23 protein-coding genes are annotated in these 18,948 nt (G+C 71.6%); 14 read left to right on the top strand and 9 right to left on the bottom strand.

The window, feature by feature from the left end:
• Nucleotides 1-34 precede the first annotated feature (34 nt).
• On the top strand, nt 35-1,006 hold the full coding sequence (locus ACPPVS_RS10805; protein ID WP_426592271.1) for an IS481 family transposase: 972 nt from the start codon (nt 35-37) through the stop codon (nt 1,004-1,006).
• Here ACPPVS_RS10805 and ACPPVS_RS10800 read toward each other — a convergent pair.
• Nucleotides 1,003-2,472, bottom strand: a complete 1,470-nt coding sequence (locus ACPPVS_RS10800; protein WP_426592270.1) for a leucyl aminopeptidase — start codon at nt 2,470-2,472, stop codon at nt 1,003-1,005. The two genes, ACPPVS_RS10805 and ACPPVS_RS10800, sit on opposite strands and share 4 nt — an antisense overlap.
• Before the next feature lie 40 nt (nt 2,473-2,512).
• Here ACPPVS_RS10800 and ACPPVS_RS10795 point away from each other — a divergent pair, with 40 nt between their 5' ends.
• Genes ACPPVS_RS10795 through ACPPVS_RS10780 form a run of 4 tightly spaced genes read left to right on the top strand, consistent with a single transcriptional unit; the run spans nt 2,513 to nt 4,566 of the window.
• Nucleotides 2,513-2,872 carry a hypothetical protein gene (locus ACPPVS_RS10795; protein ID WP_426592269.1) on the top strand — a complete coding sequence of 120 codons (360 nt, stop codon included), beginning with the start codon at nt 2,513-2,515 and terminating at the stop codon, nt 2,870-2,872.
• Nucleotides 2,869-3,279, top strand: a complete 411-nt coding sequence (locus ACPPVS_RS10790; protein WP_426592268.1) for a hypothetical protein — start codon at nt 2,869-2,871, stop codon at nt 3,277-3,279. Before ACPPVS_RS10795 ends, ACPPVS_RS10790 begins: the two co-directional genes overlap by 4 nt.
• Nucleotides 3,280-3,289: 10 nt before the next feature.
• The gene (locus ACPPVS_RS10785) at nt 3,290-4,354 is read left to right on the top strand and encodes a quinone-dependent dihydroorotate dehydrogenase (RefSeq protein WP_426592267.1); all 1,065 of its coding nucleotides are present in this window, start codon (nt 3,290-3,292) and stop codon (nt 4,352-4,354) included.
• On the top strand, nt 4,354-4,566 hold the full coding sequence (locus ACPPVS_RS10780) for a hypothetical protein (RefSeq protein WP_426592266.1): 213 nt from the start codon (nt 4,354-4,356) through the stop codon (nt 4,564-4,566). The genes ACPPVS_RS10785 and ACPPVS_RS10780 overlap by 1 nt, the downstream gene beginning before the upstream one ends.
• Here ACPPVS_RS10780 and ACPPVS_RS10775 read toward each other — a convergent pair.
• On the bottom strand, nt 4,563-6,017 hold the full coding sequence (locus tag ACPPVS_RS10775) for a PLP-dependent aminotransferase family protein (protein WP_426592265.1): 1,455 nt from the start codon (nt 6,015-6,017) through the stop codon (nt 4,563-4,565). The two genes, ACPPVS_RS10780 and ACPPVS_RS10775, sit on opposite strands and share 4 nt — an antisense overlap.
• 63 nt (nt 6,018-6,080) lie before the next feature.
• On the opposite strand from ACPPVS_RS10775, the gene ACPPVS_RS10770 reads away from it, so the two are divergent.
• Nucleotides 6,081-6,221 carry a hypothetical protein gene (locus ACPPVS_RS10770; RefSeq protein ID WP_426592264.1) on the top strand — a complete coding sequence of 47 codons (141 nt, stop codon included), beginning with the start codon at nt 6,081-6,083 and terminating at the stop codon, nt 6,219-6,221.
• A complete protein-coding gene (locus tag ACPPVS_RS10765; RefSeq protein WP_426592263.1) occupies nt 6,218-6,844 on the top strand; it encodes a YczE/YyaS/YitT family protein in 627 nt (208 codons plus the stop codon). The genes ACPPVS_RS10770 and ACPPVS_RS10765 overlap by 4 nt, the downstream gene beginning before the upstream one ends.
• 1 nt (nt 6,845) lies before the next feature.
• On the opposite strand, the gene ACPPVS_RS10760 is transcribed toward ACPPVS_RS10765, so the two are convergent.
• Together ACPPVS_RS10760 and ACPPVS_RS10755 are read right to left on the bottom strand one after the other, a co-directional pair.
• Nucleotides 6,846-7,856, bottom strand: a complete 1,011-nt coding sequence (locus ACPPVS_RS10760; protein WP_426592262.1) for an aldo/keto reductase family protein — start codon at nt 7,854-7,856, stop codon at nt 6,846-6,848.
• Nucleotides 7,857-7,865: 9 nt separating this feature from the next.
• Nucleotides 7,866-8,441, bottom strand: a complete 576-nt coding sequence (locus tag ACPPVS_RS10755) for a DUF3043 domain-containing protein (protein ID WP_426592261.1) — start codon at nt 8,439-8,441, stop codon at nt 7,866-7,868.
• Between the two features lie 32 nt (nt 8,442-8,473).
• Between ACPPVS_RS10755 and ACPPVS_RS10750 the strand changes: the two genes are divergently transcribed.
• Nucleotides 8,474-9,841 carry a dipeptidase gene (locus ACPPVS_RS10750; RefSeq protein ID WP_426592260.1) on the top strand — a complete coding sequence of 456 codons (1,368 nt, stop codon included), beginning with the start codon at nt 8,474-8,476 and terminating at the stop codon, nt 9,839-9,841.
• On the opposite strand, the gene ACPPVS_RS10745 is transcribed toward ACPPVS_RS10750, so the two are convergent.
• The 3 genes from ACPPVS_RS10745 to nadA are packed head-to-tail and all read right to left on the bottom strand — an operon-like array spanning nt 9,842 to nt 11,947.
• Nucleotides 9,842-10,153, bottom strand: a complete 312-nt coding sequence (locus ACPPVS_RS10745; protein WP_426592259.1) for an antibiotic biosynthesis monooxygenase family protein — start codon at nt 10,151-10,153, stop codon at nt 9,842-9,844.
• Complete coding sequence (locus tag ACPPVS_RS10740; RefSeq protein WP_426592258.1) at nt 10,150-10,749, bottom strand: DJ-1/PfpI family protein; 600 nt, start codon at nt 10,747-10,749, stop codon at nt 10,150-10,152. Before ACPPVS_RS10740 ends, ACPPVS_RS10745 begins: the two co-directional genes overlap by 4 nt.
• A gap of 1 nt (nt 10,750) precedes the next feature.
• Nucleotides 10,751-11,947, bottom strand: coding sequence for a quinolinate synthase NadA (gene nadA, locus ACPPVS_RS10735; RefSeq protein WP_426595949.1), 1,197 nt, complete (start codon nt 11,945-11,947; stop codon nt 10,751-10,753).
• A gap of 53 nt (nt 11,948-12,000) precedes the next feature.
• Between nadA and ACPPVS_RS10730 the strand changes: the two genes are divergently transcribed.
• Together ACPPVS_RS10730 and erpA are read left to right on the top strand one after the other, a co-directional pair.
• A complete protein-coding gene (locus ACPPVS_RS10730; RefSeq protein WP_426592257.1) occupies nt 12,001-13,191 on the top strand; it encodes a glycerate kinase in 1,191 nt (396 codons plus the stop codon).
• A 164-nt stretch (nt 13,192-13,355) separates the two neighbouring features.
• The gene (erpA, locus tag ACPPVS_RS10725) at nt 13,356-13,709 is read left to right on the top strand and encodes an iron-sulfur cluster insertion protein ErpA (RefSeq protein ID WP_426592256.1); all 354 of its coding nucleotides are present in this window, start codon (nt 13,356-13,358) and stop codon (nt 13,707-13,709) included.
• A 40-nt stretch (nt 13,710-13,749) separates the two neighbouring features.
• Here erpA and ACPPVS_RS10720 read toward each other — a convergent pair whose 3' ends face one another.
• Together ACPPVS_RS10720 and ACPPVS_RS10715 are read right to left on the bottom strand one after the other, a co-directional pair.
• Nucleotides 13,750-13,968, bottom strand: coding sequence for a sulfurtransferase TusA family protein (locus ACPPVS_RS10720; RefSeq protein WP_426595948.1), 219 nt, complete (start codon nt 13,966-13,968; stop codon nt 13,750-13,752).
• On the bottom strand, nt 13,968-15,149 hold the full coding sequence (locus tag ACPPVS_RS10715; RefSeq protein WP_426592255.1) for a cysteine desulfurase family protein: 1,182 nt from the start codon (nt 15,147-15,149) through the stop codon (nt 13,968-13,970). The genes ACPPVS_RS10720 and ACPPVS_RS10715 overlap by 1 nt, the downstream gene beginning before the upstream one ends.
• A gap of 247 nt (nt 15,150-15,396) precedes the next feature.
• Here ACPPVS_RS10715 and coxB point away from each other — a divergent pair, with 247 nt between their 5' ends.
• Genes coxB through ACPPVS_RS10695 form a run of 4 tightly spaced genes read left to right on the top strand, consistent with a single transcriptional unit; the run spans nt 15,397 to nt 18,943 of the window.
• The gene (gene coxB / locus ACPPVS_RS10710) at nt 15,397-16,281 is read left to right on the top strand and encodes a cytochrome c oxidase subunit II (protein WP_426592254.1); all 885 of its coding nucleotides are present in this window, start codon (nt 15,397-15,399) and stop codon (nt 16,279-16,281) included.
• A complete protein-coding gene (gene ctaD / locus ACPPVS_RS10705) occupies nt 16,281-18,092 on the top strand; it encodes a cytochrome c oxidase subunit I (protein WP_426592253.1) in 1,812 nt (603 codons plus the stop codon). The genes coxB and ctaD overlap by 1 nt, the downstream gene beginning before the upstream one ends.
• Entirely contained in the window at nt 18,089-18,487 is a 399-nt protein-coding gene (locus ACPPVS_RS10700; RefSeq protein WP_426592252.1) for a cytochrome c oxidase subunit 4, read from the top strand. The genes ctaD and ACPPVS_RS10700 overlap by 4 nt, the downstream gene beginning before the upstream one ends.
• Nucleotides 18,488-18,541: 54 nt before the next feature.
• Nucleotides 18,542-18,943: an META domain-containing protein gene (locus ACPPVS_RS10695; RefSeq protein WP_426592251.1), complete on the top strand. Its 402-nt coding sequence runs from the start codon at nt 18,542-18,544 to the stop codon at nt 18,941-18,943.
• Nucleotides 18,944-18,948 lie beyond the last annotated feature (5 nt).

The raw sequence follows: 18,948 nt of genomic DNA, 5'->3' as shown, positions 1-18,948 counted from the left end.
CTAGGAACCCGGCTCGATCACACGGAGGTCTCTCGTGTCTCACGGTAGTGCGCGGATGTTGCCGGTTGGCCGGCTGTTGATGGTGCAGCGGATCGCGGAGGGTCGTCCGGTGGCGCATGTCGCGGCCGAGCTCGGGGTCTCGCGCACCACGGCGTGGAAGTGGTGGCGTCGGTTCCAGGCCGAGGGCGAACCCGGGCTCATCGATCGTTCGAGCGTGGCGCACCACCACCCGCACCGCACCGCGGCGTGTGTGGAGACCCGGGTCCGGATCGCGCGGATGCTCACTCGTCGTGGCCCGGTCTGGATCGGTCACCACCTGGGGCTGCCAGCCTCGACGGTCGGGCGGATCCTGGTGCGACACCACGTCCCGTGCCTGCGCGAGTGTGACCCGTTGACCGGGCAGTTGATCCGGGCCTCGCGCCGTTCAGCGAACCGGTACGAGCATCCCTACCCGGGTTCACTGGTGCACATCGACGTCAAGAAGCTCGGCCGTATCCCCGACGGCGGCGGCTGGAGAGCGCACGGGCGCAGCGAAGAAGTTCGTGGCCGGGGTCTGGGCTATGACTATGTGCACACAGCCATCGATGACCACTCCCGGTTGGCCTACGCCGAGATCCATGACGACGAGAAGGGTGCGACGGCTGCCGCGTTCCTGACCCGTGCGATCGCGTTCTACGCCGCCCACGGCATCGCGGTCGAGCGGCTGATCACCGATAACGCATTCTCATACCGCCGATCGCTCGCGTTCCGCGATGCCGTCCTCGAGCTGGGCATCGTGCACAAGTTCATCAAGCCGCACTGCCCCTGGACCAACGGCAAAGTCGAGCGACTCAACCGCACCCTGGCCACCGAGTGGGCCTACTCCCGCGTTTTCGCCTCCAACGACGAGCGCGCCACCCTCTTGCCCATCTGGCTGACGCACTACAACCTGGAACGACCCCACCTCGGCATCGGCGGCCAACGCCCCATCGACCGCGTCAACAACGCTCCGGGTCAGTACACCTAGGCCACGCGCCCCTCGATCAGGGCGAGCAGGGTGCGTACGCCGACACCGGTCCCGCCGACCGGGGTGTACCCGTGGGCCGCCCGCTCGTTGAACGCGGGACCCGCGATGTCGAGGTGCGCCCACGGCGTCGTGCCGACGAACTCCTGCAGGAAGATCCCGGCGGTCAGCATCCCGCCGAACCGGTCGCTGATGTTCGCGATGTCCGCGACCTTCGACTTCAGGCCCGGGCGCAGGTCGGCCGGCAGGGGCATCGGCCAGAACTGCTCACCGGCGGTCCCCGCCGCCGACACGATCTCGGCGCGCACGTCGTCGGTGCCCATCACGGCGGACACCCGGTTGCCCAGCGCGATCATCTGCGCGCCGGTGAGCGTCGCGATGTCGATGACGACGTCAGGCTCCTCCGCGACCGCCTCGACGAGCCCGTCGGCCATGACCAGGCGGCCCTCGGCGTCCGTGTTGAGCACCTCGACGGTCTTGCCGCCGCGGATCGTGATGACGTCCGACGGCCGCTGAGCGGTCCCCGACGGCATGTTCTCCGCTAGGCACAGCCACCCGGTGACCGCCACGGGCAGCCCGAGCCGCGCGGCCGCGACGACCGTGTGCAGGACGGCGGCGGCGCCGGCCATGTCGGACTTCATGGCCTCCATCCCCGCCGCGGGCTTGATCGAGATGCCGCCGGAGTCGAACGTGATGCCCTTGCCGACGAGGGCGACCTTGGCCGCGGGACGCGAGGGCGAGTAGGCGATCTTGACCAGGCGCGGCCCGCGCGACGAGCCCTGACCGACACCCATGAGGCCGCCGTAGCCGCCGGCCAGCAGCGCCTTGTCGTCGATCACGGTCACGCGCAGACCCTTGGCGCCCGAGTCCTTGGCGGCCGCCTTGGCCAGGTCCGCGAACGCGGCGGGATAGAGGTCGTTCGGCGCCGTGTTCACCAGGTCGCGGGTGCCGTGCACGGCGGCGGCGAGCACGGACGCGCGATCGACACCGGCCTTGGTCGCGCGGTCTCGCGGGTGGGCGGTGATGATCTGGATCGTCGCGACGGGCGCCTTCGTCGAGCCGTTGTACCGCGCGTACGCGTACGCACCGAGCAGCGCGCCCTCGGCGACCGCGGCCACGGTCTCGGCATCGTCGGTGGGCAGGGCAAGCCCGACGCTCGCGGTCCCGGCGAGCTCCCGCGTCGCGGCACCCGCCGCCCGGCGCAGGGTCTCCGGGGTGAGCGGACCGGAGCCGACCCCCGTGAGCACCAGCACGGCCGCGGCGAGCCCGGTCCCGGGCAGCCGACGCACCTCGTCGGGGGCGCCGGTGACGCCCAGTGCGGCGGCCGACGACGCGAGGAGCGTGCGGAGCTCCTTGGGCAGTCGCTCGGCCCCGAGCACGACGGGCTGGTCGTCCTGCTGGGCGACGGCGACCACGAGGGCGTCGACGGAGAGGCGGGCAGGGTCCTGTGCGGTCAGCGTCACGGTCACCGTCCGACTATAGGTCGGGGCGCCGGTACGGTGGGGCACCGTGATCGTCCCCCTCGCGCTGCTCGTCGTCGCCCTGTGCGTCGCACTCGGCGGCTGGGCGCTGTGGTTCGTCGTCCGCGACCGCGCCGTGATCCTGCGTCAGCTCTGGGGTGGCGCGGTCGTCGAGGCCGTGCTGCTCGTGCAGGCGGTCGTCGCGGCGGTGCTCGCCCTCGCAGGCTCTCCCGACGTCGACGGCGTGCTGCTGTGGGGGTACGTCCTGACGCAGCTGTTCATCCTGCCCATCGCCGCGGCGTGGGCCTTCGCCGAGCGCACGCGCTGGAGCTCCGTGGTGCTGCTCATGGGCGCCCTGACCGTTGCCTTCCTGGAGTACCGACTCCTGCAGATCTGGGGGACCGTGTGACCGACGCCCGACCGACCCGTTCCACCGCCAGCGGCCCCGGGCGGGTGCTCGTGGCGATCTACGGCGTCCTCGCGCTCGCCGCGACCGCCCGCGGCCTGTTCCAGGTGACGACCAAGCTGTCGGAGGCGCCGGTGGCCTACCTGCTCTCGCTCGGCGCGGGCATCGTCTACATCGTCGCGACCATCGCGCTGGCCAAGGACTGGCGGACCGCCGCCTGGTGGGCCGTCAGCATCGAGATGGTCGGGGTGCTCACCGTCGGCATCTTGTCGCTCACGGTGGTCGACGACTTCCCCGACCAGACCGTGTGGTCGGCGTTCGGCCAGGGCTACGGCTACATCCCGGTGATCCTGCCGTTCCTCGGCCTGCTGTGGCTGTGGCGCACGGGCCGTCCCGTGACCACCGCCTAGGGTTGAGAGCGTGTACCGCCTGCTCTTCGACCTCGTCCTGCGTCGGATGGACCCCGAGCGCGCGCACGTGGTCGCGTTCGCGCTGATCCGTGGCGTCGCGCGGGTGCCGCTGCTGCGCCCCCTCGTCGCGCGAGTCTTCGCTCCGCCGGCCCAGGGTGAGGTCCAGGTCTTCGGCCGTCGGTTCCCTTCGCGGTTCGGGCTCGCGGCCGGGTTCGACAAGGACGCGGTCGGCGTCGCGGGTCTGACCATGCTCGGCTTCGGGTTCGTCGAGGTGGGCACCGTCACGGCGAAGGCCCAGCCGGGCAACGAGCAGCCGCGGCTGTGGCGCGTGCTCGATCAGCGGGCGCTGCGCAACCGGATGGGCTTCAACAACGAAGGGTCGGCCGACGTCGCCGCGCGCCTGCGTCGGCTGCGCGCGACCCCGGCGGGGCGCCGCCTCGTCGTCGGCGTGAACATCGGCAAGACGAAGGTGACACCGGCCGAGCACGCGTCGGTCGACTACGCGACGAGCGCCGGGCGGCTCGCGCCCTACGCGGACTATCTCGTGGTCAACGTGTCGTCGCCGAACACGCCCGGGCTGCGCGACCTGCAGTCGGTCGAGGCGCTGCGTCCGATCCTCGAGGCCACGCGCGTCGCGGCCGACGAGGCGACGGTCAAGGCCGGCAAGCCGGCCGTCCCCCTGCTCGTGAAGATCGCGCCGGACCTGTCCGACGAGGACGTCGACGCGGTGGCCGAGCTGGCGGCCGAGCTCGGGCTGGAGGGCGTGGTCGCGGTCAACACGACGATCGCCCACGAGCTCGGGCCGGGCGGCCTGTCGGGTCCGCCGGTGCTCGCCCGCGGGCTGGACGTCGTGGCCCGCCTGCGCAGCCGCCTCGGTCCGGACGCGGTGATCATCGGGGTCGGCGGCATCACCACGCCCGCCGACGCCCGCGAGTACGTCGCGGTCGGAGCGACGCTCGTGCAGGGCTACACCGGTCTGATCTACGAGGGACCCTTCTGGCCGGCGCGCATCACGCGGGCGCTCGGTGCAGACCAGGCCCGCCGATCGCCCACGCAGCGCAAGGCGGCCGTCTGATGGTGCTCCGACCGCAGTGGGAGTGGCGCTTCGACGGCGCCGACACCGAACCCGTGACGACCCCGGTGAGCCCGGTGTTCACCACGCAGTACGACGCCGAGCAGTGGCTCGGAGAGCACTGGCGCACGCTCGCGGCCCAGGGCGTGCACGCGGTCCGGCTGCTGCACGAGGGCCTGCAGGCCACGCCGACGTTGACGCTGCCCTACACCTAGACCATCGCGTGGACCCGATCCGACGTGGTCGTCGGCTCGGTCACACCCAGTCCCGCCCACGCCTCGGCCAGCCTCGCGACGCCCAGCCGCAGCCCGTCGGGGGACGTGCTGAACGGCAGCCGGAGGTTCCGCTCGAAGCTGCCGTCCACGCCGAACGCGGTCCCGGGCACGATCCGCACGCCGTACCGGCCCGAGATCGCCGAGAGCGCGCTGGACACCGGTGCGCCGAGGTCGGCCCAGAGGAACAGGCCGCCGCGGGGGATCGCGAACCGCCACGACGGGAGCTGCTGCCGCACCAGCCCGGCCAGCTCGTCCCGCTGCTCGCGCAGCACCGCACGCCTGCGGTCGAGCACGGCGTCGGGCTGAGCGAGCAGCTCGGTCACCACGAGCTGCTCGAGCAGCGGCGTGCCGATGTCGACGCTCGCGCGAGCCGTGGCCAGCCGCGACACCAGGTCCGGGTGGCCACGCACCCAGCCGACGCGCAGGCCGCCCCAGAACGACTTGGACGCGGACCCGATCGAGGCGACGAACGCGGACCCGGTCCCGTCGCCGGCGAACGACGACGGAGCAGGTCCCTCCATCGTCAGCTCGGCCATCACCTCGTCGCCCACGACGGTGGTGCGGTACCGACGGGCGAGGGCGCGCACGGCGGCGCGTTCCTCGTCGTCGAGCGACGTGCCCGTGGGGTTGTGGTGGGCGGGGATCAGGTAGACGAGCCGCGGCGAGACCTGTCGGATGGTCGACTCGAGAAGGTCGATGTCGAGCCCGTCCACCCCGAACGGCACGGGTACGGGACGGGCGCCGGCGGCGCGGACCACGTCGATGGCGTGCGGGTAGGTGGGGTGCTCGACCACCACCCGGTCGCCAGGACCGGCGTGCGCGTGCACGAGCAGGTGGATGGCCTGCTGTGCCCCGGTGGTCACCAGGATCTGGTCGGGGGTGGTCGGCGTGCCCCGGCGCGTGTACCAGCCGGCGATCGCCTCACGCAGGACCGGAACACCGAGGGGTGTGTAGCCCGTGCCGCCCAGGTGGCGGGGGAGCGCGTCGAGTGCGGCGAGGTAGCACCCGTGCAGGATCGACGGGGCCGACGGGGCGGCCATCGAGAAGTCGATGACGTCCTGCCCGTCGTCCCGCGACCCGGCGAACGGTGCGCGCGCACCCCGACCGCTCGGGAGCGTGGTGACGGTGCCGGAGCCGCGGCGGCTGACCAGGTAGCCCTCGTCCCGCAGGAGCCCGTAGGTGGCCGTCGTGGTGGTCCTGGAGACACCGGTCGCGTCGGCCAGCTCGCGCTCGCTGGGCAGCCGGGTGCTCAGCGGCAGGGTTCCCGACAGGATCGCGGCCCGCAGGGCATCCGCCAGTGCGACGTAGGCCGGGCCGGTTCGCTGCCAGGCGCCGAGCACGGAGCGCAGGCGGTGGCCGCCGATGCGTCGGTCGGTCGGGAGCTCGTTCATGGTGCCACGATGACAGAAGTGGCTATGGATTGAAAGGCCATGATTGAGCCAATCTTGGTGACCATGAGCATGTGGCTATCGATCCTTCTGGTTCTCCTCCTCGTCGCGGCGATCGCCGGTCCGGCGACCGTCGGCGTCCTGCGTCTGCACCGCAGACCGACCCGCGAGCCGCGGTACGGCTGGACCGAGTGGAACTTTCGGTGACGCGCCGGCTCGGGCAGCTGCTCGTCGGGCTCGTCCTCTACGCGGCGTCGATCGCGATGGTCGTCCACGCCGACCTGGGGTCGATGCCGTGGGACGTCCTCACGCAGGGCATCGTGAAGCACACCGGCCTGTCGTTCGGCATGGTGACGCTTCTGACCGGCGTCGTCGTCCTGGCGTGCTGGGTCCCGCTCCGGCAGCGCCCGGGCGTGGGCACCGTAGCCAATGTCGCGGTGATCAGCGTGCTCGTCGACCCGTTCTTCGCGGTGCTCGACCACCTGCCCGACCCGTTGCCGATCGGTGCGCGCATCGCGCTCGCCGTCGGGGGCGTCGTGCTGAACGGCGTGGCGACCGGCCTGTACGTCGGCGCCCGCCTGGGTCCGGGTCCGCGCGACGGGCTCATGACGGGCCTCGTCGCGCGGACCGGGTGGTCGATCCGGCTCGTGCGTACGGGCATCGAGGTGGTCGTGATCACGGCCGGCTGGATCCTCGGCGGCACGTTCGGGCCGGCCACGGTGCTGTACGCGCTCGCGATCGGGCCGCTCGTGCACGTGTTCCTGCCGCTGTTCACCGTCCCGACGCCCGACTCCGTGCGGACGACGGAGCCGGACGTTGCGCGGGTGTAGGTCAGCGGGGTCCGGGCGCGTTCCGGGCGGTCTCGGCCGGGTCGTCGACGACGGCGTCGCCGAGGATCGTGTCGATCCGCGCGAGCAGCTCGGCGGGGATGACGACGCCCGACGCGCGCACGTTCTCCGTGACCTGCTCGGGCCGCGACGCACCGATGATCGCGGACGCGACGTTCGGGTTCTGCAGCACCCAGGCGACGGCCAGCTGGGCCATCGACAGCCCGAGCTCGTCGGCGACGGGCCTCAGGTCCTGGACGCGCGCAAGCATGTCGGGCCGCTCGAGGAAGCGGCCGATGAATCGTGCGCCGCCCTTCTCGTCGGTGGCTCGCGACCCTTCCGGTACCGGCTGGCCCGGCAGGTACTTGCCGGTGAGCACGCCCTGCGCGACCGGCGACCAGACGATCTGCGACAGCCCGAGCTCGGCGGACGTGGGGACGACCTCGCCCTCGATGACCCGCCAGAGGGCCGAGTACTGGGGCTGGTTCGAGATCAGGTGGACGCCGAGCTCCTGGGCGAGCGCGTGACCAGCACGGATCTGCGGCGCCGACCACTCGCTGACGCCGATGTACAGCGCCTTGCCGGCCCGCACGACGTCCGCGAACGCCTGCATCGTCTCCTCGAGCGGCGTCGACTCGTCGTACCGGTGCGCCTGGTAGAGGTCGACGTAGTCGGTCTGCAGGCGCCGCAACGAGCCGTCGATCGACTCGAGGATGTGCTTGCGGGACAGGCCCGAGTCGTTGGCGCCGCCGGGGCCCGTGGGCCAGTAGACCTTGGTGAAGATCTCCAGGCCCGCGCGACGCTCGCCCTGCAGAGCCTCGCCGAGGACGGTCTCGGCCTTGGTGTTCGCGTAGACGTCGGCGGTGTCGAAGCTGGTGATCCCGGCGTCGAGCGCGGCGCGGACGCAGGCCTTCGCGGTGTCGTTCTCCACCTGCGAGCCGTGCGTCAGCCAGTTGCCGTAGGTGATCTCGGTGATCTTGAGGCCGGAGCGGCCGAGGTAGCGGTAGGAAACCATTCCTCGACCCTAGCGGGGGTACTGACCCCGCTTGACCTGCGGCTTGGGCAGGCGCGACCGGCGGATCTGCAACGCCCGGACGACCGTGTAGAACGGCGCGCCCTTGAGCGGGACGTCGGCGCCGAACTTGGCGATCAGGCGCTTCTTGGTGCTGCGCCACAGGAACCACGCGTCGATGGAGAACAGGATCATGTACGCGTACAGCGCGACGATCGCGCCGCCCGCGAGGATCGTGTTCCTGAACACCAGCTGCACGACGATGAGCAGCACGGCGATCGGGAGCACGAACTCACCGAGGTTCCAGCGGGCATCCACGCAGTCGCGCATGAACCGACGCTGCGGACCCCGGTCCTTGAGCGGCATGTGCCTCTCGTCGCCGCTCTGCATCGCCGAGTACTCGAGGTTGCGCTGCTTCTTGCGCGCGTCGGCCTGCGCGCGGGTGGCGCCCTTGCGGTCGGAGCTGACCAGCGGGCGCTTGTTGGCCGCCTCGGCCTCCTTGCGCTTCGGCGTCGGGCGACCCTTGCCTGCGGGCTCGGCGGGGCCCTCCGACAGGGCGGGTTGCGGGTCGTTGCTGCGTCCGGGCACGGGTCAAGGGTAGTCGAGTAGCGTGCTGAGACGTGACCGATCACCAGACAGCACCCGACGACCGCACCGAGGCCCTGCGTCGGCGGACGGCCGACCTCTTCACCGCACTTCGTGCGGACCTCGAGACGCTGGTGCGGATTCCCAGCGTCTCCAACGCCGAGTTCGACCAGGCGCACGTCGCCGCGAGCGCGCAGGCCGTCGTGGGTCTGCTGCACGGCGTGGGTTTCGACGACGTGCAGGTGCTGCACGTCGGCGGTGGGGCCCCGGCCGTCGTGGGTCGTCGGCCCGCGCGCGCCGGCGCTCCGACGGTCCTGCTCTACGCCCACCACGACGTCCAGCCGCCGGGCGACGACGCGGACTGGCAGTCGCCGCCGTTCGAGCCGACCGAGCGCGACGGCCGCCTCTACGGACGCGGTGCCGCCGACGACAAGGCGGGGATCATCGCGCACGTCGGAGCCCTGCGGGTGCTCGGCGACGATCTCGGCGTGGGCGTGACGGTGTTCGTCGAGGGCGAGGAGGAGATCGGCTCGCCCACGTTCCTGCCGTTCCTGGAGGCGCACCGCGACCTGCTCGCGGCGGACGTGATCGTGGTCGCGGACTCCACCAACTGGGCGGTGGGCGTGCCGGGCCTGACCACGTCGTTGCGCGGCCTGGTCGACTGCGTCGTCGAGGTCGGCGTGCTCGACCACGCCGTGCACTCGGGGATGTTCGGCGGGGCGGTGCTCGACGCACCCACCCTGCTGGCTCGCCTGATCACGACGCTGCACGACGACGCCGGCGATGTTGCCGTCGCCGGGCTGGTGCGGGCGGCCGACCCGTCGGTCGACTACGACGAGGCGGCGTTCCGCGCGGACGCGGGCGTCCTCGACAGCGTGCGTCTGGCCGGGACCGGCCCGATCACCGCCCGCCTGTGGACCCGTCCTGCGATCGGCGTCATCGGTCTGGACGCGCCCCGCGTCGCGAGCGCGTCGAACACCATCACGCCTCGGGCGTCGGCCAAGCTGTCGGTGCGGCTGGCCCCGGGCCAGGACCCCGCCGCCGCGATGGTCGCGCTGCGCAGCCACCTGCTGGAGCACGCACCGTTCGGCGCCCGGGTGACGGTCACCGACGGCGAGACGGGCAAGCCGTTCCAGGCGCCGGCCGACTCCCCGGCGATGCAGGCGGCGCGCTGGGCGTTCGCTCAGTCGTGGGGCACGGAGCCGGTCGACATCGGTGTGGGCGGCTCGATCCCGTTCATCGCCGACCTGCTGGACGTGTTCCCGGACGCGTCCATCCTGGTCACCGGCGTCGAGGACCCGGACAGCCGCGCGCACGGCGCGAACGAGTCGGTGCACCTGGGCGAGCTGCAGCACGTCGTGCTGGCCGAGGCGCTGCTGCTGGAGAAGCTCGCGCGGGGCTGATCAGACGACCGTGACGTAGTGCTCCACCACGGGGAACGGGTCGTAGAAGTGGTGGAGCAGCTCGCGCCACGCGACGTACTGCTCGGACTCGCGGAAGCCGACCGTGTGCGCCTCGACCGAGTCCCAGCCGATGAGCAGCAGGTAGGTGCCCGGGCGCTCGAGGTTCCGGGAGACGCGCACCCCGCGGCACCCGGGCATCGCCTGGACCAGCGGGAGGGCCTGCTCCAGCGCGCGCTCGAACGCCTCCCGCGCCCCGGCGCGGACGGGCAGCAGGGCGTGCTCGAGCACGGGTGCGGCGAGCAGGTCGCTCATACCGGTGGCTGGGGGTCGTACTGGATGCCGCGGCGCACGGTGCGGGCGACCTCGACCGACTCGAGGCGGGCGACGAGGTGCAGCGCCATGTCGATCCCGGCCGAGACCCCGGCGGAGGTGACGAGGTCGCCGTCGTCGACGAACCGCGACTCGGTGTCGGCCAGCACGTCCGGCTCCAGCTCGAGCAGCTCGTCGAACGCCGCCCAGTGCGTGGTCGCGGGCCGCCCGCTGAGCAGCCCCGCCGCGGCGTAGACGAGGGCGCCGGTGCACACGCTGGCGAGCAGGGGAGTCGTCGCGCGCATCTCGTGCACCCAGGCCAGGTGCTCCGGCTGCCGCAGCAGGAGGCGCGTGCCGTGCCCGCCCGGGTAGACGAGCACGTGCACCGGCCCGAGGTCCGCGACGCTCGTGTCCGGCACGAGCCGGAGCCCTTTCGCGCACTGGACGCCGCCCCCGTCGAGCGAGAACGTCAGCACCTCGGGATGCAGGTCGGAGCTGTCGGCCCAGTACTTCAGCACCTCGTACGGGCCGACGACGTCCAGCTCCTCGGCGCCGTCGAACACGAAGATCCCGACGCGCAAGCCGTTCCCGGTGGACACCTCAGTACCCGGGCAGGGCGAGCATCTGGTCCAGCGCGACCCGGGCCCAGTGGGCGACGTCCGCGTCCACGACGACCTGGTTCACGGTCCGGCCCGCGAGCAGCGACTCCATGGCCCACACGAGGTGCGGCAGGTCGATCCGGTTCATGGTGGAGCAGAAGCAGACGGTCGAGTCGAGGTAGTGGATGTTCTTGTCCGGGTGGGCCGCGGCGACCCGGCGGACGAGGTTGAGCTCGGTGCCGATCGCCCACGACGTGCCGGGCTCGGCCGCGTCCAGAGCCTTGATGATGTACTCCGTCGAGCCCACCATGTCGGCCGCCGTGACGACCTCGTGCTTGCACTCGGGGTGCACCAGCACGGTCACGCCGGGCACGGCCGCGCGGATGTCGGTGACGTTGCGCTCGGAGAACCTGCCGTGCACCGAGCAGTGCCCGCGCCACAGGATCATGCGCGCGTTCTTCAGCTGCTCCGTGGTCAGGCCGCCGCCGGGCTTGCGCGGGTCGAACACGACGCAGTCCTCGAGCGACAGACCGAGCTGGAGCACCGCGGTGTTCCGGCCGAGGTGCTGGTCGGGCATGAAGAGGACCTTGCCCGAGCCCTCGAGGCCGCCCACTTGGTCGAAGGCCCACCGCAGCGCGACGTGTGCGTTGGACGACGTGCAGATCGTGCCGCCGTGCCGCCCGGTGAACGCCTTGATGGCGGCCGTCGAGTTCATGTACGTCACGGGGACGGTGTCGTCGGCGATCCCGGCGTCCGCCAGCACGTCCCAGGCGTCCTCGACCTGGTCGATCGCCGCCATGTCGGCCATGGAGCAGCCGGCCGCGAGGTCGGGCAGGATCACGCGCTGGTGGTCGGAGGTGAGGATGTCCGCCGACTCGGCCATGAAGTGCACGCCGCAGAACAGGATGAACTCGGCCTCCGGCCTCGCCGCAGCCTCGCGCGCGAGCTTGAACGAGTCGCCGGTGACGTCCGCGAACTCGATCACCTCGTCGCGCTGATAGTGGTGGCCGAGCACGAAGGCGCGGGTGCCCAGTGCTTCGCGGGCGACGCGGGCCCGCTCGACGAGGTCCGGGTCGCTGGCTGCAGGGAGGTCGCCGACGCACTCGACACCACGCTCGGAGGCGAGGTCGATGCCGCGTCCCAGCAGCAGAAGCGCCGACGGAGCCGGCTCGGAGAAGGTGCTGCGATCCGTGGTCACGCTCACGCGCCGATCCTCGCACACGGTTCGGTGCGCCGGTCCGGCGTGCCACGATGCACGGCGTGCGCGTCCTCATCGCCCCCGACAGCTTCGGCTCGAGCCTCACGGCCGACGAGGCCGCCGACGTCATCGCCGATGCGTGGCGGGCGGTCGCACCGGACGACGACGTGCTCGTGTGCCCACTGTCCGACGGCGGGCCGGGTTTCGTCGCGACTCTCCACCGCGCTCTCGGCGGGTCGTTGGTGCCGGTCGCCGTCTCGTCGCCCGTCGGTGCGCCCGTCCCCGTCGTGTTCCTGCGCGTCGGCACCACGGCCTACGTGGAGTCCGCGCAGGCGGTGGGTCTGCCGCTCGTCCCCGCCGCCCTCCGGGACCCGGGCCGGACGACCACCCGGGGCCTGGGCGAGCTGCTCGCTGCGGCGCTCGCCGGTGGAGCGACCCGGCTGGTGGTCGGGCTCGGAGGCTCCGCGACGAACGATGCCGGCGCCGGGGCGCTCGTCGGGCTCGCGGACGGTCTCGGCGTCGGAGGCCTCTCGCCGCAGCTCGCCCGGGGCGGGGCCGCGCTGGCCGACGTGACCACCGACGACCTCGCCGGCCTGCGGAGCCTGCGTGACAGGCTCCGTGGGATCGACGTCGTCGTCGCGACCGACGTGGACGTCCCACTGCTGGGTCTGCAAGGCGCGAGCGCGGGCTTCGCGCCGCAGAAGGGGGCCACACCCGAGCAGGCGCAGGCCCTCGAACGCTCGCTCGCCGACTTCGCGCACGTGGCGACCGCGGCCCTCGGCGACGCCGTCCGTCCCGACCTCATGGCCGGAGCCCGGGCCGCGTCCGCGACGACCCGCCTGACCACGGCGCCGGGTGCGGGCGCCGCGGGTGGCCTCGGCTTCGGGCTGGCCCTGGTCGGGGGACGGCTGGTCCCGGGCTCGGCCTTCGTCGCGGACGCCGTCGGGCTCGATGCCCGGATCGCCGACGTGGACGTCGTCGTGACGGGCGAGGGTCGGTTCGACTGGCAGTCGCTGCACGGCAAGGCGACGTCGGAGGTCGCCGCTCGGGCGCTGGCCCACGGGGTGCCGACGATCGTGCTGGCCGGTGAGGTGCTGGTGGGTCGTCGCGAGCTCTCCGCCGCCGGTGTCACGGCGGCCTACGCGGTCGCGGAGACCCCGGAGGGCGTCCGCGCGGCCCTCGAGGCGCCGGCCTCGACGCTCGCGGCCCGAGCCACCCGGATCGCCCGCACCTGGTCGCGCTGACCGACGCGTGCGCCGACCCGTGCGCCGACACGACCCGTGCGACGCACGGCACACCGACGAACCTGCGGGGGAGACGTACCCTGGAGGGGAACAACCCGGCGTCCGGTGCTGTTGCGGACAGTCAGCAGACGCGAGCACCACCCCGTGAGCCCACTGGAGAAACCATGAGCGAGACCACGCAGGAGACCACGACGCACGGCGTCCTCCTCACCGACATCGCCGCCGGCAAGGTGCGCAGCCTCCTCGAGCAGGAAGGCCGCGACGACCTGCGTCTGCGCGTCGCCGTCCAGCCCGGTGGCTGCTCCGGCCTGATCTACCAGCTGTACTTCGACGAGCGCGTGCTCGACGGCGACGCCCTGAAGGACTACGACGGCGTCGAGGTCGTCGTGGACCGCATGAGCGTCCCGTACCTCGAGGGCGCGACGATCGACTTCGCCGACACCATCGAGAAGCAGGGCTTCACGATCGACAACCCCAACGCGGGCAGCGCCTGCGCGTGCGGCGGCTCGTTCAGCTGATCTCCTGACCGAGGGCCCCGGTGGACGCCGGGGCCCTTCGTCATGCCTGGGTGCGGACGGTCAGCGCATGGACGCCGTCCTGCTCGGTCGCCTCGACCATGACGTGACCGCGCAAGCGGGCCCACGCCGGCACGTCGTGCACGGCCGCCGGGTCCGTGGCGAGCACGGTCAGGGTGCTGCCGACGGGGGCCTCCTTGGCTGCCCGGGCGAGGCGGATCACCGGCGCCGGGCACCGCAGCCCGCGGGCGTCGACGACGATCACAGCGCGCCGACCCCCCACGCCTCGCGGACGCCGGCGACGATCCCCGGCAGCTCGTCCAGGAACCGGTCCACGTCGGCCGACCGGGTGCCGCGCGGGAGCGCGAGCCGGATGTTCCCGTGGGTGAGAGCCCCCATCGCGGCCAGCACGTGGCTCGGCTCGAGCGCGCTGGACGTGCAGGCCGACCCCGAGCCGACGGCGAAGCCGCGGGCGTCCAGCGCGCCGAGGAGCGCCTCGCCCTCGACGTACAGGCAGGAGAACGTCAGGACGTGGGGGAGGCGGTCCTCCGGGTCGCCGACCACGTCGACGTCGGGGACCTCGGCCGCGACGCGGCTCCGGATCCGGTCGACGAGCGGGCGTCGGTCGTCCGGCGCCGCGGTGGCCGCCTGCAGAGCGACCGCAGCGGCCAGGGCGGCAGGGACGCTGACGCCGCCGGGGAACCACCGGTCCTCGTCCTCGGGCCAGTCGGGGGAGCGCCGCACACCGGCGCGCGTGACGAGCACGCCGATCCCGCCGGGCCCGCCCCAGTCACCGGCGTCGCCGGCGAGCACGTCCCAGCTGTCACCGACGCGCAGGTGGCCGAGGCTCGCGCCGGCGTCCACGACGAGCGGGACGCCTGCTCCGTGCGCAGCCGCGTGCACGGCGTCGACGGGCTGCAACGTGCCGACCTCGCCGTTCGCGTGCTGCAGGGCCGCCACGGCGACGCCGGGCCGACGCACCGCCTCGACGAACGCGGCGACGTCGACGCGGCCGGTCGCGTCGACCGGCACGGTGACGCGGTTGCCGGCGAAGTCGGCCGCGTTGAGCACGGCGGCCCGTTCGACCGCGCCGACGACGATCTCGCTGCCCGTCCGTCGGCGCCCGCGCGCGACGGACCGGACCGCTCCGTGCAGCGCCGCGACGTGGGACGGGGCGAGGTCGACGTCCTGCGTCCGGGCACCGACGACGGCCGCGATCGCCTCCCGTGCACCGTCCAGGAGCATGCGGGCCCGCCGTCCCTCGGCGTGCAACCGACGCGGGTCCGCCCAGCCCTGGTCGAGGGCCTCCACGAACGCCGAACGCGCCTCCGGCAGCAGAGGGGCGCGCCCGCCGGCGTCGAGCACGACGCGCCCGGCAGTGGCGTCGGTCACAGCGGGCGTCTCACGGTGCCCTGCGGTCCGGGGCTCGCCATCAGCGCTCACGCACGCACCGTAACCCCGCCAGGCCGGTGAGCAGGCGGGAGACGATGCGGTCGGACACGTGTGCGCGCACCGCCCAGGGGGGCCCGACGTGACGAGCGTCGTGCTGACACGGCGTCGTCAACGGCCGTCGTCAGCACGAAACGAGCGGCCCGGGGCGCTAGGCTGCACGAGTTGAGGACGAAGGTCCCGGACGGCGCCGCGCAGCAGTGCGGGAGCGTCGTCGGGACGCGAGTGAGAGGTCCCCCCGTTGCACCCGGACACCCCCCGTCGCAAGCGGCGGCCAGCGTTGGTCTTCGCTGGTCTGCTTGCCGTCGTCGTCGTCGCACTCAGCGGTTGTTCCGCACAGGTGCAGCGCGGCTGGCTCCCTGGCTCGTCTGAGCACGAGATCACCAACCAGACAGGTCGGATCACCAACCTGTGGGTCGGCTCGTGGATCGCCGCGCTCGTCGTCGGCGTCATCACCTGGGGCCTGATCCTGTGGTGCGTCACCGTCTACCGGAAGCGCAAGGCGGACGACACCCTGCCCGTGCAGCTCCGCTATCACGTGCCGCTCGAGATCATGTACGTGATCCTGCCGATCATCATGGTCGGGGTGCTCTTCTACTACACGAACCGCGACACCACGGCGATCGTCGACACCTCAGCCGAGACCCAGAACCACGTCCAGGTCATCGGCAAGCAGTGGAGCTGGGACTTCAACTACCTCGACGACGACGCGTACGAGACCGGCCAGCACGCGCAGAACGTCGGCAGCGCCGGCACCGGTGTGCTCCGGTCCCAGGTCACCCTCTGGCTCCCGGTCGACGAGTCCGTCGACTTCACGCTCAACTCGCGGGACGTCAACCACTCGTTCTGGGTGCCCGCGTTCTTGATGAAGATGGACCTGATCCCGGGCAAGACCAACTCGTTCCAGATCACGCCCAAGGTCATCGGGCTGTACGAGGGCAAGTGCGCCGAGCTCTGCGGTGAGTACCACTCGTCGATGCTGTTCAACGTGAACGTCGTCTCGCGTGCCGCCTACGACGCGCACATCGAGGAGCTCAAGGCGAAGGGCCAGGAAGGCTCGCTCGGCCTCGAGTACAGCCGTAGCCAGGACACAGCGCCGGACCCGGCGAAGGAAGGCGAGAACTGATGGCCGCCGTCGCGGAGCACATCCCCGGTCTGGCGCCACAGCGTCAGACCCTCGGCCGCACGGTGATCAAGTGGGTCACCTCCACGGACCACAAGACCATCGGGTACCTGTACCTGATCACGTCGTTCGTCTGGTTCGCGATCGGTGGCACGCTCGCGCTGCTCATCCGCGCCGAGCTCTTCGACCCGGGCATGCAGGTGTTCCAGTCGAAGGAGCAGTACAACCAGGCGTTCACCATGCACGGCACGATCATGCTGCTGCTGTTCGCCACGCCCCTGTTCGCCGGGTTCGCCAACGTCATCATGCCGCTGCAGATCGGTGCGCCTGACGTCGCGTTCCCGCGCCTGAACATGCTGGCGTACTGGTTCTTCTTCTTCGGCGGCTCGATCGCCGGCGCCGGGTTCTTCACACCGCAGGGCGCCGCCTCGTTCGGCTGGTTCGCCTACGCCCCGTTGTCCGACACGGTGTACTCACCGGGCCTCGGGGGAGACCTCTGGGTGTTCGGTCTGGCGCTCGCCGGGTTCGGCACGATCCTCGGTGCCGTCAACTTCATCACCACCATCGTCACCATGCGCGCCCCGGGCATGACGATGTTCCGGATGCCGATCTTCACCTGGAACACCCTGGTGACGTCACTTCTCGTGCTCATGGCGTTCCCGCCGCTGGCCGCCGCGCTGTTCGCGCTCGGCGCCGACCGACGGTTCGGCGCGCAGGTGTTCAACCCCGAGAACGGCGGCGCCATCCTCTGGCAGCACCTGTTCTGGTTCTTCGGGCACCCCGAGGTCTACATCATCGCCCTGCCGTTCTTCGGCATCATCACCGAGATCCTGCCGGTGTTCAGCCGCAAGCCGATCTTCGGCTACCGCGGACTGGTGTACGCCACGATCGCGATCGCCGCCCTGTCCGTCACCGTGTGGGCGCACCACATGTACGTCACGGGCTCGGTCCTGCTCCCGTTCTTCTCGTTCATGACCATGCTCATCGCGGTGCCCACCGGTGTGAAGTTCTTCAACTGGATAGGCACGATGTGGCGGGGCAAGCTCACGTTCGAGACACCCATGCTCTGGACCATCGGCTTCCTGATCACGTTCCTGTTCGGCGGCCTGACGGGCATCATCCTGTCCAGCCCGGCGCTCGACTTCTCGCTGTCCGACTCCTACTTCGTCGTGGCGCACTTCCACTACGTGGTGTTCGGGACCGTCGTGTTCGCCATGTTCGCGGGCTTCTACTTCTGGTGGCCCAAGATGACCGGCCGGATGCTCGACGAGCGGCTGGGCAAGATCCACTTCTGGATGCTCTTCGTCGGCTTCCACACCACGTTCCTGATCCAGCACTGGCTGGGCGTCAAGGGCATGCCGCGCCGCTACGCGGACTACTCGCCGGCCGACGGCTTCACGACGATGAACCAGGTGTCCACGATCGGCGCCGTCCTCCTCGCCGCGTCGACGTTGCCGTTCCTCTGGAACGTCTACATCACGTGGCGCAACGCGCCGCTGGTGACCGTCGACGACCCGTGGGGATATGGCGCGTCGCTCGAGTGGGCCACCAGCTGCCCGCCGCCGCGCCACAACTTCACGTCGCTGCCGCGCATCCGCTCCGAGCGCCCCGCGTTCGACCTGCACCACCCGGAGGTCGCCGCGATGGACTTCGTCGAGCCTGACCCCGGCCCGTTCGACTGGGAGGCCGACCGACGCGGTGAGACGGCGCTCGGCGTCGAGCGCACGGTGAACGGCACGGGCGCTGCCGAGCAGTCGACCGCGACGATCGTCGAGGAACGGCCCGCGGCAGCGGACGGAGAGGACGAGAAGTGAAGCTCGAGACCAAGCTCTTCCTCTACGGCGTCCTGTTCTTCGTCCCGATCGGGCTGATCTACGCCTGGTGGAGCGGTGGCGAGGCCGTCGGTACGATCGGGATCCCGCTCGTCGGCGGCCTGGTCGGCATGATCGGCGCCTATTTCGCCCTGCTCGGGCGGCGCATCGACGAGCGTCCCGAGGACGACCCGAACGGCGAGATCGAGCAGGGTGCCGGCGACCAGGGCGTCTACAGCCCGTGGAGCTGGTGGCCGTTGGTGCTCGGTTCGGCCGCCGCGATCGTCTTCGCGGGCTTCGCGGTCGGGTTCTGGCTCTCCGGTATCGGCCTCGTGCTCGCCATCATCGGCCTCGTCGGCTGGGTGTTCGAGTACTCCCGCGGCCAGCACGCCCACTGAGGTCCTGACTGCGGGGTCTGCACCCCGTCGGTGCGTCCTGCTAGCGTCCAAGCCATGAGGCATCCCCACGCCGTCGTGGCACGCTCCCTGCTGGTCGTCACGCTGGTCGGTGCGGCTCTGAGTGCCTGTGCCGGCAGCAGCGGCTCCTCCGGCTCGGCGCTCACGTCCAGCGACGTCACGGGAACGTGGTCGGAGCCGAGCTCCAAGCCGGTGGTCGAGCTCGAGCTCCTCGCGGACGGTTCCGTCAGTGGGTCCGACGGCTGCAACAAGATGAACGGCACGTGGAAGATCGACGGCTCCGAGATTCAGTTCGGGCCCTTCGCGGCGACCATGATGGCGTGCGAGAACGTGGACACGTGGCTGTCCGGAGCGTCCAAGGCGACGGTCGACGGAAGCACGATGACGATCCTCGACGACGGCAGCAAGAAGATCGGGACGCTCGAGAAGCAGTCCTGACCGCC

Source organism: Cellulomonas sp. McL0617, from assembly GCF_049994875.1.
In the GTDB taxonomy this organism is placed as follows: Bacteria; Actinomycetota; Actinomycetes; order Actinomycetales; family Cellulomonadaceae; genus Cellulomonas.
This window is presented reverse-complemented; position numbering and strand designations above follow the sequence as displayed.

What these genes read in the sequence shown, in the direction of transcription:
- ACPPVS_RS10775 (WP_426592265.1), bottom strand. Translation starts at nt 6,017, where the DNA reads ATGAACGAGCTCCCGACCGACCGACGCATCGGCGGCCACCGCCTGCGC.
- ACPPVS_RS10770 (WP_426592264.1), top strand. Translation starts at nt 6,081, where the DNA reads ATGAGCATGTGGCTATCGATCCTTCTGGTTCTCCTCCTCGTCGCGGCG.
- erpA (WP_426592256.1), top strand. Translation starts at nt 13,356, where the DNA reads ATGAGCGAGACCACGCAGGAGACCACGACGCACGGCGTCCTCCTCACC.
- ctaD (WP_426592253.1), top strand. Translation starts at nt 16,281, where the DNA reads ATGGCCGCCGTCGCGGAGCACATCCCCGGTCTGGCGCCACAGCGTCAG.
- ACPPVS_RS10730 (WP_426592257.1), top strand. Translation starts at nt 12,001, where the DNA reads ATGCACGGCGTGCGCGTCCTCATCGCCCCCGACAGCTTCGGCTCGAGC.
- ACPPVS_RS10695 (WP_426592251.1), top strand. Translation starts at nt 18,542, where the DNA reads ATGAGGCATCCCCACGCCGTCGTGGCACGCTCCCTGCTGGTCGTCACG.
- ACPPVS_RS10745 (WP_426592259.1), bottom strand. Translation starts at nt 10,153, where the DNA reads ATGAGCGACCTGCTCGCCGCACCCGTGCTCGAGCACGCCCTGCTGCCC.
- ACPPVS_RS10780 (WP_426592266.1), top strand. Translation starts at nt 4,354, where the DNA reads ATGGTGCTCCGACCGCAGTGGGAGTGGCGCTTCGACGGCGCCGACACC.
- ACPPVS_RS10760 (WP_426592262.1), bottom strand. Translation starts at nt 7,856, where the DNA reads ATGGTTTCCTACCGCTACCTCGGCCGCTCCGGCCTCAAGATCACCGAG.